Source organism: Salmonella sp. SAL04157 (assembly GCF_046551635.1).
GTDB classification, from domain to species: domain Bacteria; phylum Pseudomonadota; class Gammaproteobacteria; order Enterobacterales; family Enterobacteriaceae; genus Salmonella; species Salmonella enterica.
In genome coordinates this window covers 299,517-312,398 of sequence record NZ_JBGDVS010000003.1, presented here as the reverse complement: position 1 = coordinate 312,398, position 12,882 = coordinate 299,517, and the positions used below count along the sequence as shown (strand labels likewise).

Annotated in this window: 14 protein-coding genes and 3 tRNA genes; 14 read left to right on the top strand and 3 right to left on the bottom strand. The window is 50.7% G+C overall.

All coding sequences use genetic code 11. From position 1 onward, the window contains the following. Positions 1-45 precede the first annotated feature (45 nt). The 4 genes from dcyD to sdiA all read left to right on the top strand — a co-directional run bounded on the left by dcyD (position 46) and on the right by sdiA (position 3,425). Positions 46-1,032: a D-cysteine desulfhydrase gene (gene dcyD / locus ACLJRE_RS08415; protein ID WP_023217305.1), complete on the top strand. Its 987-nt coding sequence runs from the start codon at positions 46-48 to the stop codon at positions 1,030-1,032. A 20-nt stretch (positions 1,033-1,052) separates the two neighbouring features. After that, positions 1,053-1,721 (top strand): cystine ABC transporter permease, encoded by a 669-nt coding sequence (tcyL, locus tag ACLJRE_RS08410; RefSeq protein ID WP_001158238.1) that lies wholly within the window; start codon positions 1,053-1,055, stop codon positions 1,719-1,721. Continuing rightward, positions 1,718-2,470: an L-cystine ABC transporter ATP-binding protein TcyN gene (tcyN, locus tag ACLJRE_RS08405; protein WP_001273033.1), complete on the top strand. Its 753-nt coding sequence runs from the start codon at positions 1,718-1,720 to the stop codon at positions 2,468-2,470. Before tcyL ends, tcyN begins: the two co-directional genes overlap by 4 nt. A gap of 232 nt (positions 2,471-2,702) precedes the next feature. Then, positions 2,703-3,425: a transcriptional regulator SdiA gene (gene sdiA / locus ACLJRE_RS08400; protein WP_023212504.1), complete on the top strand. Its 723-nt coding sequence runs from the start codon at positions 2,703-2,705 to the stop codon at positions 3,423-3,425. Positions 3,426-3,491: 66 nt separating this feature from the next. Here the strand turns inward: sdiA and ACLJRE_RS08395 are convergent, their stop codons facing one another. Together ACLJRE_RS08395 and ACLJRE_RS08390 are read right to left on the bottom strand one after the other, a co-directional pair. After that, positions 3,492-3,716, bottom strand: coding sequence for a DUF2594 family protein (locus ACLJRE_RS08395; RefSeq protein WP_000106483.1), 225 nt, complete (start codon positions 3,714-3,716; stop codon positions 3,492-3,494). Next, positions 3,713-3,868: a hypothetical protein gene (locus ACLJRE_RS08390; RefSeq protein ID WP_000546183.1), complete on the bottom strand. Its 156-nt coding sequence runs from the start codon at positions 3,866-3,868 to the stop codon at positions 3,713-3,715. The genes ACLJRE_RS08395 and ACLJRE_RS08390 overlap by 4 nt, the downstream gene beginning before the upstream one ends. Before the next feature lie 311 nt (positions 3,869-4,179). Between ACLJRE_RS08390 and uvrY the strand changes: the two genes are divergently transcribed. From uvrY to ACLJRE_RS08340, 10 genes are all read left to right on the top strand, one after another. After that, entirely contained in the window at positions 4,180-4,836 is a 657-nt protein-coding gene (gene uvrY, locus ACLJRE_RS08385) for a UvrY/SirA/GacA family response regulator transcription factor (protein ID WP_000611323.1), read from the top strand. After that, a complete protein-coding gene (uvrC, locus tag ACLJRE_RS08380) occupies positions 4,833-6,665 on the top strand; it encodes an excinuclease ABC subunit UvrC (RefSeq protein WP_001289475.1) in 1,833 nt (610 codons plus the stop codon). Before uvrY ends, uvrC begins: the two co-directional genes overlap by 4 nt. A gap of 56 nt (positions 6,666-6,721) precedes the next feature. Beyond that, positions 6,722-7,270, top strand: a complete 549-nt coding sequence (pgsA, locus tag ACLJRE_RS08375; RefSeq protein WP_001160192.1) for a CDP-diacylglycerol--glycerol-3-phosphate 3-phosphatidyltransferase — start codon at positions 6,722-6,724, stop codon at positions 7,268-7,270. Between the two features lie 151 nt (positions 7,271-7,421). Then, positions 7,422-7,497 (top strand) — tRNA-Gly (locus tag ACLJRE_RS08370). Positions 7,498-7,548: 51 nt separating this feature from the next. After that, a tRNA-Cys gene (locus ACLJRE_RS08365) sits at positions 7,549-7,622 on the top strand. Between the two features lie 11 nt (positions 7,623-7,633). Beyond that, positions 7,634-7,720: transfer RNA gene (locus tag ACLJRE_RS08360), tRNA-Leu, on the top strand. Between the two features lie 248 nt (positions 7,721-7,968). After that, the gene (locus tag ACLJRE_RS08355) at positions 7,969-8,301 is read left to right on the top strand and encodes a hypothetical protein (protein WP_001556026.1); all 333 of its coding nucleotides are present in this window, start codon (positions 7,969-7,971) and stop codon (positions 8,299-8,301) included. Between the two features lie 213 nt (positions 8,302-8,514). Continuing rightward, entirely contained in the window at positions 8,515-9,954 is a 1,440-nt protein-coding gene (locus ACLJRE_RS08350; RefSeq protein WP_077917719.1) for an SH3 domain-containing C40 family peptidase, read from the top strand. Positions 9,955-10,166: 212 nt separating this feature from the next. Beyond that, a complete protein-coding gene (locus tag ACLJRE_RS08345) occupies positions 10,167-10,493 on the top strand; it encodes a hypothetical protein (protein ID WP_023212502.1) in 327 nt (108 codons plus the stop codon). A 238-nt stretch (positions 10,494-10,731) separates the two neighbouring features. Beyond that, positions 10,732-11,397 (top strand): YecA family protein, encoded by a 666-nt coding sequence (locus tag ACLJRE_RS08340; protein WP_023212501.1) that lies wholly within the window; start codon positions 10,732-10,734, stop codon positions 11,395-11,397. A 74-nt stretch (positions 11,398-11,471) separates the two neighbouring features. On the opposite strand, the gene tyrP is transcribed toward ACLJRE_RS08340, so the two are convergent. Continuing rightward, on the bottom strand, positions 11,472-12,683 hold the full coding sequence (gene tyrP, locus ACLJRE_RS08335; RefSeq protein WP_001562965.1) for a tyrosine transporter TyrP: 1,212 nt from the start codon (positions 12,681-12,683) through the stop codon (positions 11,472-11,474). Positions 12,684-12,882 lie beyond the last annotated feature (199 nt).

Genomic DNA, 12,882 nt, shown 5'->3' with positions numbered 1-12,882 from the left:
ACGTGCATAATAAATAGAACACACCACAACGTTACTGGAGGCTCAATGCCACTACATCACTTAACGCGCTTCCCTCGCCTGGAGCTTATCGGCGCGCCGACCCCGCTCGAATACCTGCCGCGATTGTCTGATTATCTTGGCCGTGAGATTTACATTAAGCGCGATGACGTTACGCCCATTGCAATGGGCGGCAATAAACTGCGTAAGCTGGAGTTTCTGGTGGCCGACGCGCTGCGAGAAGGGGCGGATACGCTGATAACCGCAGGGGCGATTCAGTCGAACCATGTCCGTCAGACGGCGGCAGTCGCGGCCAAATTGGGGCTGCATTGCGTCGCTTTGCTGGAAAATCCAATCGGTACCACCGCGGAAAATTACCTGACGAATGGTAATCGCCTGTTACTGGATTTATTTAATACACAAATTGAGATGTGCGATGCGCTAACCGATCCGGATGCGCAGTTGCAAACGCTGGCGACGCGCATTGAAGCGCAAGGGTTCAGGCCCTATGTGATTCCGGTCGGCGGCTCCAGCGCGCTGGGCGCAATGGGATACGTAGAGAGCGCCCTGGAAATCGCCCAGCAGTGTGAAGAAGTTGTCGGGCTCTCTTCGGTAGTGGTGGCCTCCGGCAGCGCCGGAACGCACGCCGGGTTAGCTGTCGGGCTGGAACATCTGATGCCGGATGTCGAACTGATTGGCGTGACCGTTTCACGTTCTGTCGCCGAGCAGAGACCCAAAGTGATTGCCTTGCAGCAGGCTATTGCCGGTCAGCTGGCGCTGACGGCGACGGCGGATATCCATTTATGGGATGACTATTTTGCCCCGGGTTACGGCGTGCCAAATGACGCGGGGATGGAGGCGGTGAAACTGCTGGCGAGCCTGGAGGGAGTGCTGCTGGATCCGGTATATACCGGTAAAGCGATGGCGGGTCTGATAGACGGCATCAGCCAGAAACGCTTTAACGATGACGGGCCGATTCTCTTTATTCACACCGGTGGGGCGCCTGCGCTGTTTGCCTACCATCCTCATGTATAACCTCCAGGTAATCAACGCGAATGCAAGAAAGTATCCAACTGGTTATTGAATCGCTGCCGTATTTGCTTAAAGGCGCCGTCTTTACCCTGCAACTGAGTATTGGCGGTATGTTTTTTGGTCTGCTGCTGGGATTTGTGCTGGCGCTGATGCGGATGTCTCCGCTATGGCCGGTTCGCTGGCTGGCGCGCTTTTATATCTCGATTTTTCGCGGTACGCCGCTTATCGCCCAGTTATTTATGATCTATTACGGCCTGCCGCAATTTGGTATTGAGCTGGACCCTATCCCGGCGGCGATGATTGGTTTATCGCTCAATACCGCGGCTTACACGTCCGAGACGCTGCGCGCGGCGATCTCGGCTATCGACAAGGGACAATGGGAAGCGGCGGCGAGCATTGGCATGACGCCGTGGCAAACGCTACGTCGCGCTATTTTGCCGCAGGCGGCTCGTGTCGCGCTTCCGCCGTTGAGCAACAGCTTTATCAGCCTGGTGAAAGATACGTCGCTCGCCGCGACGATTCAGGTGCCGGAGTTGTTCCGCCAGGCGCAGTTAATTACCTCGCGAACGCTGGAGGTGTTTACCATGTATCTGGCCGCGTCGTTAATCTACTGGGTAATGGCGACCGTCTTATCGGCACTGCAAAACTATTTTGAAAACCAGCTTAACCGCCAGGAGAGAGAGCCAAAATGAGTGCGATCGAAGTCACTAACCTGGTCAAAAAATTTCATGGTCAAACGGTGCTGCACGGTATCGACCTTGAGGTGAAGCCCGGAGAAGTCGTCGCCATTATCGGCCCGAGCGGCTCAGGGAAAACAACGTTATTACGCTGCATTAACCTGCTGGAGCAACCGGAAGCGGGCACCATTAAAGTGGGCGATATTATCATCGATACCGCCCGCCCATTCAGCCAGCAAAAAGGGTTGATTCGCCAGCTACGCCAGCATGTCGGCTTTGTCTTTCAGAGTTTTAATCTGTTCCCGCATCGTACCGTGCTGGAAAATATCATTGAAGGTCCGGTGATTGTAAAGGGAGAGCCGAAAGCCGAGGCGACGGCGTTGGCGCGGGAACTGTTAGCCAAAGTCGGGTTGGCCGGTAAAGAGACCCGTTATCCGCGCCGCCTGTCGGGCGGGCAACAGCAGCGCGTGGCGATTGCGCGTGCGCTGGCGATGCGCCCGGAAGTGATTCTGTTTGATGAGCCCACGTCGGCGCTTGATCCTGAATTAGTCGGCGAGGTGCTTAATACAATTCGCCAGCTGGCGCAGGAAAAGCGCACGATGGTGATCGTCACTCACGAAATGGGCTTTGCGCGTGACGTGGCTGACCGGGCAATATTTATGGATCAGGGGCAAATCGTCGAGCAGGGGCCGGCGAAAACCTTGTTCGCCGATCCTCAGCATCCGCGTACCCGCCAGTTCCTTGAGAAATTTTTAGTGAAATAATACCTTTTCAACGCTCGCCCGAATTAGCCGCGCCTCGGGCGAGCGCAATGAATAATTATGAAGTCATTCTGCCAGATTATTAACCTCGCTCTCAGGCGGAAGCCAAAAAACTGTAATGCCGCTCAAGTATTCTACGACTCGTCCGATATTTCTTATATATAAACACTATTTATGTGTTAATTTAAGTCATTCATAATAATGATTATCAATATCAAAGGCGTGACCATAAAATATGCAGGAAAATGATTTCTTCACCTGGCGACGCGCAATGTTGTTACGCTTTCAGGAGATGGCGGCAGCAGAGGATGTTTATACTGAATTGCAATATCAGACACAGCGGCTGGAATTTGATTATTATGCCCTGTGTGTTCGTCATCCCGTTCCCTTTACCCGGCCTAAAATATCGCTTCGTACCACTTATCCTCCGGCGTGGGTAACGCATTATCAGTCCGAAAACTATTTTGCGATCGATCCGGTATTAAAGCCGGAAAATTTCAGGCAGGGTCATTTACATTGGGATGACGTGCTATTTCATGAAGCGCAGGCGATGTGGGATGCCGCCCAGCGTTTCGGATTACGCAGAGGCGTAACCCAGTGTGTGATGTTGCCGAACCTGGCGCTGGGCTTTTTATCTGTCTCCCGTAGCAGTTTACGCTGCTCCTCGTTTACCTACGATGAAGTGGAGCTGAGGTTGCAACTGCTGGCGCGGGAGAGTCTTTCGGCGCTGACAAGATTTGAAGACGACATGGTGATGGCGCCTGAGATGTGTTTCAGTAAACGTGAGAAAGAGATTCTGAAGTGGACGGCGGAAGGGAAGACCTCATCAGAGATCGCCATTATTCTGTCGATTTCTGAAAATACCGTTAACTTCCATCAGAAAAACATGCAGAAGAAATTCAATGCGCCAAATAAAACACAGATTGCCTGCTACGCTGCGGCGACAGGTCTGATATGACGTGCTGACGATGCTTCGCGCCAGACGCGAAACCGGCTGAAAGCGATGCTAACAGCCGGTTTTTTACTACTGGCGGTAAGCTTGTTTAATTTGCTTAACCGTACTGGAAAATACCGCCGCTTGTGCTTCATCATCCATCTGCGCGATCTGTTTTTCCATTTTAAGAATCACGCGCCCTGCATCGGCCTGGCCCATCGCCTGCAGCATCAGCGTTAACATGGCTTTCAGGCAGTTGACTTCAGTAGCCAGTTCTTGATTATTCTCAGCGGTGGAAAAATCAGGCGTACTCATTTATTTTCCTCGTTATGTTTCAGTGAAAATGTGCGATAGCAGATGTTAAGGCGGCGGAGTATACCATAAGCTACGCTAAAAATAGCAGTGGTTGTTTTTTGATCAAAAAGGGGAAGGTTTACCCACAAAATAAACGTTGCCGCGTGATGCATATATTTTCTTCATTCTTTGTTTATTACGCGTATTTCACTCGTTAATTATTGTTACAAAGTTGATTCTCTAATTAGTGTTTAGACAGCGGAACGTGAAATTTTTGTCACCATTATGAAATAGCAGCGCGGGACAGCGCCGCCAGAAGGGGCTACAACGTTGGCAGTTGCCACATGACGTACAACATAATTTCCAAAAACGAGAGCAAAATCGAATACCCGGTGTTTTTTTACGTTTCAAAGTTGAGATAAAACCAGCTAATATAAGGACGATTAACTATCAGTAGCGTTATCCCTATTCTGGAGATATTCCTTTGATCAACGTTCTTCTTGTTGATGACCACGAACTGGTGCGCGCAGGGATACGACGCATTCTTGAAGATATAAAGGGCATTAAAGTTGTCGGTGAAGCGTGCTGCGGAGAGGATGCGGTAAAATGGTGCCGTACTAACGCCGTTGACGTCGTGCTGATGGATATGAACATGCCCGGTATTGGCGGCCTTGAGGCAACGCGTAAAATTGCCCGATCGACAGCGGATATCAAAGTGATCATGCTGACCGTCCATACGGAGAACCCGTTGCCCGCCAAAGTGATGCAGGCTGGCGCAGCTGGCTATCTCAGCAAAGGCGCTGCGCCTCAGGAGGTGGTGAGCGCTATTCGTTCGGTGTATTCCGGACAACGTTATATCGCCTCCGATATCGCTCAGCAGATGGCGCTCAGTCAGATCGAGCCTGCAAAAACGGAAACGCCGTTCGCCAGTTTGTCTGAACGCGAGTTGCAGATTATGCTGATGATCACCAAGGGTCAGAAGGTCAATGAGATTTCAGAACAGCTGAATCTCAGTCCTAAAACGGTGAACAGCTATCGCTATCGTATGTTCAGTAAATTAAACATTCATGGTGATGTTGAGCTGACTCACCTGGCAATCCGCCATGGCCTGTGTAATGCGGAGACGTTAACAAGCCAGTGAGTGAAATATTTGACGCAAAGGCGTTTTTGAAAACCGTTACCAGCCAACCCGGTGTCTATCGTATGTATGACGCCGGCGGTACGGTTATCTATGTTGGTAAAGCAAAAGACCTGAAAAAGCGTCTTTCCAGCTACTTTCGCAGCAACCTGGCTTCGCGTAAAACCGAAGCGCTAGTTGCGCAAATTCAACACATTGATGTCACGGTAACGCATACCGAAACGGAAGCGCTGCTGCTTGAGCATAATTACATCAAGTTGTATCAACCGCGTTACAACGTGTTGTTGCGTGATGATAAATCCTATCCTTTTATTTTTCTGAGCGGCGATACCCATCCGCGTCTGGCGATGCACCGTGGCGCTAAACATGCGAAAGGCGAGTACTTCGGCCCATTTCCTAACGGCTATGCCGTGCGGGAAACGCTGGCGCTGTTACAGAAAATTTTCCCTATCCGCCAGTGCGAAAACAGCGTGTATCGCAACCGCTCGCGTCCTTGCCTGCAATACCAGATTGGCCGCTGCTTAGGCCCCTGCGTTGCAGGACTGGTCAGCGAGGAGGAGTACACGCAACAGGTGGAGTATGTCCGGTTGTTTTTGTCCGGCAAGGACGACCAGGTCTTAACACAGCTGATTGCCCGGATGGAAAAGGCCAGCCAGGATTTGGCATTTGAAGAGGCGGCGCGTATTCGCGATCAGATCCAGGCGGTACGCCGGGTCACGGAGAGACAGTTTGTCTCCAATGCGGGCGACGATCTCGACGTTATCGGCGTGGCTTTCGATGCGGGTATGGCCTGTGTGCATGTGCTGTTTATTCGCCAGGGTAAGGTGCTGGGCAGCCGCAGCTATTTTCCAAAAGTGCCTGGCGGTACGGAACTGGGCGAAGTGGTGGAAACCTTTGTCGGGCAGTTTTACCTGCAGGGTAGCCAGATGCGCACGCTACCGGGCGAGATACTGCTCGATTTTAATCTTAGCGATAAAACGCTGCTCGCCGACTCGTTGTCGGAGCTTGCCGGACGGCGTATTCATGTCCAGACAAAACCGCGCGGCGATCGCGCCCGTTATCTCAAGCTGGCGCGGACCAACGCGGCAACGGCCTTAATTACAAAACTTTCGCAGCAGTCCACCATCACGCAGCGTTTGACTGCGCTGGCGGCGGTATTAAAACTTCCTGCTATCAAGCGGATGGAGTGTTTTGACATCAGCCATACCATGGGGGAGCAAACGGTCGCATCCTGTGTGGTATTTGACGCTAACGGGCCGTTACGCGCCGAGTATCGTCGTTATAATATCGCGGGCATCACGCCGGGTGATGACTACGCGGCGATGAATCAGGTGCTACGTCGGCGTTATGGCAAGGCCATAGAAGAAAGTAAGATTCCGGACGTTATTCTGATCGACGGCGGAAAAGGGCAGCTCGCCCAGGCGAAAGCCGTTTTCGCTGAGCTGGATGTCCCCTGGGATAAGCATCGCCCTTTGTTGCTCGGCGTCGCCAAAGGCGCAGACAGAAAGGCCGGTCTGGAAACACTCTTTTTTGAACCGGAAGGAGAGGGGTTTAGCCTGCCGCCGGACTCGCCGGCGCTGCATGTTATTCAGCATATTCGCGATGAGTCGCACGATCACGCGATCGGCGGACACCGTAAAAAACGCGCAAAGGTTAAAAATACCAGTACGCTGGAAACTATTGAAGGCGTTGGGCCTAAACGTCGCCAGATGCTGCTGAAATATATGGGCGGTTTGCAAGGACTACGTAACGCCAGCGTAGAAGAAATTGCAAAAGTGCCGGGTATTTCGCAAGGTCTGGCAGAAAAGATCTTCTGGTCGTTGAAACATTGAGGCCACTGTAGCAACATAGGGGTAATTTCACTGACAACAGATAGTTACCCGTCACTATGCAATTTAATATCCCTACGTTGCTCACGCTGTTTCGCGTCATCCTGATTCCATTCTTTGTCGTGGTGTTTTATTTGCCGTTCGCCTGGGCGCCGATGGTCAGCGCGCTGATTTTCTGTATTGCCGCTATTACCGACTGGTTTGACGGCTTTCTGGCGCGACGCTGGAACCAGAGTACGCGTTTCGGCGCTTTCCTCGACCCCGTCGCCGACAAGGTGCTGGTGGCGATCGCCATGGTGCTGGTCACCGAGCATTATCATAGCTGGTGGGTGACGTTACCTGCGGCGACGATGATAGCCCGCGAAATTATTATCTCTGCTCTGCGTGAATGGATGGCTGAGCTGGGCAAACGCAGTAGTGTAGCGGTCTCCTGGATCGGTAAAGTCAAAACTACCGCGCAGATGGTGGCGCTGGCGTGGCTCTTGTGGCGTCCGAATATCTGGGTAGAGTATGCCGGGATCGCGCTTTTCTTTGTTGCAGCGGTGCTAACGTTGTGGTCCATGTTGCAATATTTGAGCGCTGCACGCGGAGATTTGCTTGATCAGTGATCGTTTCGCCGCAAATTTCAGCAAACGATCGTGAGTGACGAAAAATATCGTTGACTCAGTGCGTCAGGTAAGTAGAATGCAACGCATCGAACGGCAGCACTGATTGCCAGACGATAACAAAATCAAGTGATTAACAAAGTTGCTTGATACTGCGGGAATAGCTCAGTTGGTAGAGCACGACCTTGCCAAGGTCGGGGTCGCGAGTTCGAGTCTCGTTTCCCGCTCCAGTTTAAAAGCATTGGCGTAAAGCGGATGCTGGCTGAAAAGCAAAAAAATTTGGCGCGTTAACAAAGCGGTTATGTAGCGGATTGCAAATCCGTCTAGTCCGGTTCGACTCCGGAACGCGCCTCCAATTTTTCCCGAGCCCGGATGGTGGAATCGGTAGACACAAGGGATTTAAAATCCCTCGGCGTTCGCGCTGTGCGGGTTCAAGTCCCGCTCCGGGTACCATGGGAAAGACAAGAATAATCAAAGCAATAAGCAGTGTCGTGAAACCACCTACGGGTGGTTTTTTTGTGTCTTCAATTTGTATGCCGACCGCGAGCGTGAACTTTCCAGCGCGATATACAGTAAAAACATCGGTAGCGGCATTTCTGCCAGTACAGCAGTTATGTGCTACCGACCCGCAAGAACTTATGGCTGGTAAATACTAAACGTCGGGTAAATCAGCCGATAAAATCCATTAATCTCTATAAAAAATGCTGATATGTTTTATGCCTGCTTTATTAAAGAGAGTAGGTCTGCCAGTGAAATATACCGATAATGCAAAATTATTTATTAGCTTCATTAATATTGGGATTGTAGGTTGCGCTTTTTTACTTTTTTTTATTTTGTATGAGCCTGAGAGTGCAATCGTAACCTACTCTCTTCCCGGTGAGCTTTCCTCTTCGACATGTGATGCGCGTAATTTTATTGGCTACGTCGATGAAAACGACTTTGCAGAGTATATAAAAAAAGTAGAACTGACGCGCTACAGTATGTATTGTCTGAAAAAAACAGGGGCGGGTCAGTGGAGTATTTATGCAAATTAAACGAGTATATAACTGTTCAGGGGTGTTTTCTGCACAATTTAATTAAAGGTAGATAGCGAACTAATATTCATCATAAGGTAATGTGATCCGCTTCATGCTTTAATCACGTTTTGCAATATTGTCTTAATAACAGGTCAACTACAGATAATTTCGGGTTTTCGTGAATGGCGGTTTTGGTCAGTCTCTATATTATGCTTTCCCCGCTTTACGGAGATGATGATGCAAAAGAAAACCTGGGCCGTTTTATTGATACCATTGTGCCTCACCGCTTGCCACCAGACGACCTACCGATCAACAGCCAAAGATGAAATTCTCACAGGGAGCTATATTGACCCGACAAAAACACGCTTTCCGTTAGCGGATTATTCACAGTCGGTTGATAAATGGATACCTCCGGACTCGGCTGATTACACTATTCCGGTTATTGATAGTGCTACCCAACAACGCTACTTTAACGCACTAAAATCTCATTATTTCGGAATGGACAGTGAAGCGCACTCGCCGTGGAATGATTTTTATATTACCGCATTGCTGAAAAAAAACGCAGCACAGGCCCGGGATGCCAGTATTAAGCAGTTTCTTAGCGACGGCAGTGCTTATTGGGGGGAAAACTTCAGACTTTATACCTCTCGCTGGAAAGAGGAGGTTAGAGGGAATACGGATACGCAGATTGACAATATCTATCATGCCTCCCGGCGAGGAATTATGGTCAGAGAAAGTTTAGTCAGAGCGCTGCCAACGGACGACCCGCTCTTTAACGATCCCCGTCAGGCGGGCGAGGGGTATCCGTTTGATAATTTACAAATGTCTTCGCTGCGTCCCGGTACGCCGGTCTATACGCTGACGAAGAGCAAAGACCAACGCTGGCAATATGTCGTTTCACCAGCGGTAACTGGCTGGGTTCATAGTGAAGATATTGCCAGTGCGGATCAGAAATTTATAACACAGTGGGTTTTGCTTGCTCATAAGCAACTGGGGGCATTTATCAACGCGCCGGTTTCTGTCCATGCCGCAGGCGTCTATTATTTCACCGGGCGACCGGGCACTATTTTACCGTTCCGACATCAACGGGCGGGCCAGTTCCTGATTGCGGCGCCAGTTCGCGATAGCAATGGTCGTGCGTTTATCCATTGGGTCTGGCTAAGCGGTAACGAGTTTACGGCTATGCCGTGGAAAATGACGCCGGAAAATATCGCCGTGCTAATGAAAGCAATGCACGGCGCCCCCTACGGTTGGGGAAATTTTAACTTTTATAATGATTGTTCAGCCGAAGTCCGCAGCCTGTTAATGCCGTTTGGCATATTCCTGCCCAGACATTCATCCGCGCAGGTAGAGTCTGCTGGACGGGTGGTCGATCTTAGTCATAAAAATCCCCAAATGCGGATCGATTATCTCACCAGATACGGAAAACCGTTTACTACGTTGGTCTATATTCCAGGGCATATTATGCTGTATATCGGTAACACAACCATGAATGGGCAGGTCGTGCCGATGACTTATCAGAATATCTGGGGATTGCGCCCAAACCATGCTAATAGCCGGAGCATTATCGGTGAGGCGGTATTTTTGCCGTTACTGCGTTTTTATCCTGAAAATCCTGAGCTGATATCGCTGGCTGGTAAGGTTCTGTTTAAGCTTGGTTATATAGAATAGGTTGACAAACTGTGTTATCGCGGAAGACATGATTAAGGCAACCGTGCGCGTGGATATAAAGAGAGTATCCCTGTAAACTGTGTCTGAAAAAAGTATGCGCTATAGTGCGGGCTGTTTATTTGAAATACTATCTGGAGCTGATTCTGGATGTGATTATGTGCCTCACACATTGAAGTGAGAGTTATTGTTGGCGGTATCTGGCTGGAGGCTGGGTGGTAAAAAGACGTAATTTATTGCATTTTAATAACGGTGCCCGGTCAGAGCGCGATCTTGGGGATCTGGTCACTAAAGTTTTTGAGAAAGCGGCGAAAAAAGAACCGCAACAGCTATACACATTTAGCCTGCCGTTGCTGAGTGTGCAGGATGAGATCCGTGTTTACTGTAAGAAAAAAAATATCAAAATAGGGTACGATACGCTGTTTATGGAAATAACCTTTTCTGCTGACAGAGAAGCGGTAGACGAACTCATTAAACACTTTTTTACTGAAAATAAGCTCTATTTGAGAGGGCGGTTTTATCTGTCCTCGGCGGTGGTATAAGTTAGCATGAGTATAATATAGCGAGAAACCCATCTCTCGCTTTTGTGTGGGGCGAGCGTTTCCTGGCGGAAAATCTGCGCCCTGATCCTCCTTTTGTGCGTTAACTTCCGGAATCCTCCTCATTTCGTGTTAATCTGGCCCCTGATGGTTGCCATCCAAACTGCCTGCAAAAAAATTATTTTTATCCGCTGCAATGTAAGAGGCCTACAGGCGGAAGTCATCACTGAGGAAAAGCGTTATGAAAATGGAACCATTAAACGAGAACGAGCTGGAATGGCTGGATGATGTGCTGACGAAATACAATACCGATCAGGCCATTTTGGATGTCGCGGAGCTGGACGGTCTGATTACTGCGGTACTAAGTTCTCCGCGTCCCATCGAGCCGGAACAGTGGCTGGTCGCGATATGGGGGGGACCCGCGTACGTACCGCGCTGGACATCTGAAAAAGAAATGACGCGATTTATGGATCTGGTGTTCCAGCACATGGCGGACACAGCCGCCCGGCTTGAAGATTATCCAGAACAGTTCGAGCCGCTGTTTGGCCTGCGAGAAGTTGATGGCCATGAATTAACGATTGTTGAAGAATGGTGCTTTGGTTACATGCGCGGAGTGTCGCTGTCCGACTGGTCTGACTTGCCGGATACGCTAAAACCGGCGCTGGAAGCGATTGCCTTACACGGCACTGAAGAAAACTTTGCGCTGTTGGATAAAATGAGCCCGGAAGAGTTCGATAAAAGCGTTGACGCTATCCGTATCGCGGCGCTTGAGCTTCATGCCTGGTGGATGGCGCATCCGCACACGACGCCGCTACAGATGCCGATAAAAGCAGAGGTGAAAGTGGGGCGTAACGATCCTTGTCCATGCGGGAGCGGCAAAAAATTTAAGCAGTGCTGCCTGCATTAATGGCTCGTAAACGGCCATAGCGTGATGATTATCGAGCCTGGACGGCGTCCGGGCCCGGTAATCTTTGCCTGGCGTTAACCTGGATCGGGCAGGAACCCCAGTGCGATCGAAAACTGGACGCCAATCACGACAATGCCGCAGATAAACACCAGCGCCAGCGCTGGCGTGCCGCCTGCCACACGATATCCCGCCTGAGGGCTCTGTTTACGGCATTGCCAGACCAGCATAGCAGGGATGAGCAGTGCCAGCACTGCCAGCGCTACGCCGGCATAGCCTAATGCCATCACAAATCCACGTGGGTAGAAAAGCGCAAACGCCAGCGGCGGCAGAAAGGTAATCAGCCCGGTTTGCAGACGTCCGGACACCGTACTGCGGCGCTGGAATAGATCGGCCAGGTAATCAAATAATCCTAGCGCTACGCCCAGAAAAGAGGTCGCCAGCGCCAGATCGGCGAACAGGTGGACCGCCAGTTCGACATGTGGCGAAGCGACCACTTCTCTGAGTGCCTGCAGCAGGCCATTTAACCCGGCATGGCTGGCCAGTAGCCCTCTGAATGTCGGCGAGTCGATACTTCCCAGCGTGGCGAGCTGCCAAAAAATATAGGCCACTAACGGAATGGCACTACCCGTCATAAAGACCCAACGCAGCCGGCGAATGTTGCCGTTCATATAACTCACAATACTCGGTACGCTTCCGTGAAAACCAAACGAGGTGAAAATGACCGGTATGGCGGATAACGCCAGCCCCTGCTGTAAAGGAAGCGTAAGAAGATTTACTTTATGAATATGTGGCGTGAGCAACGCAAGCATGATGACCAGAAAAATGATCTTTGCGCTAAACAGGAAGCGGTTAAAAAGGTCGACCAGCGAGGTGCCCACACACACCACCCCACCGGCAACAAAGGTGAACAGCAGCACCCCGGCAGCGGGCGAGAGCGTGGCGCCAAGCCAGTTATTAATACTGGATGCCAGTAATTCTCCGGCTCCGGAAATGTAGGCGGCGGTGAGCGCATACATTAAGAACATCATACTGAATCCCGTAAGCCACTGTCCGTAACGTCCAAGATAGCGTTTTGCCAACGAGCCCAGCCCGGTATCTGCCGGAACGTGTTGATATACCTCCAGTAATAGTAGCGCGGTATAACACATCAGCGCCCACAGGCCAATCAACAATCCCAGCGTGACGCTGAAACCAACGCCAGCCGCTGCCAGCGGCATTGCCAGCATCCCGGCGCCGATAGTGGTGCCTGCCACGATAAAAATACTGCCCAGAGTTCTGTTTTTCACGCTTTCTACTACCCCGGTAACAAAGAACGGTGATATCCGCGGCGCAGGGTAAGGCATTACGCTATTTTCGTCAAATGGTCGTTACAATGGGTGTACTGTAAAATTTACAGTTCCGGGCATAAAAGCGAATATGGGAAGAGATGCGGACAACCGCCGCAAACCTGCGCTAGCGCAAAGTCGCTCGCACACGGACACATTA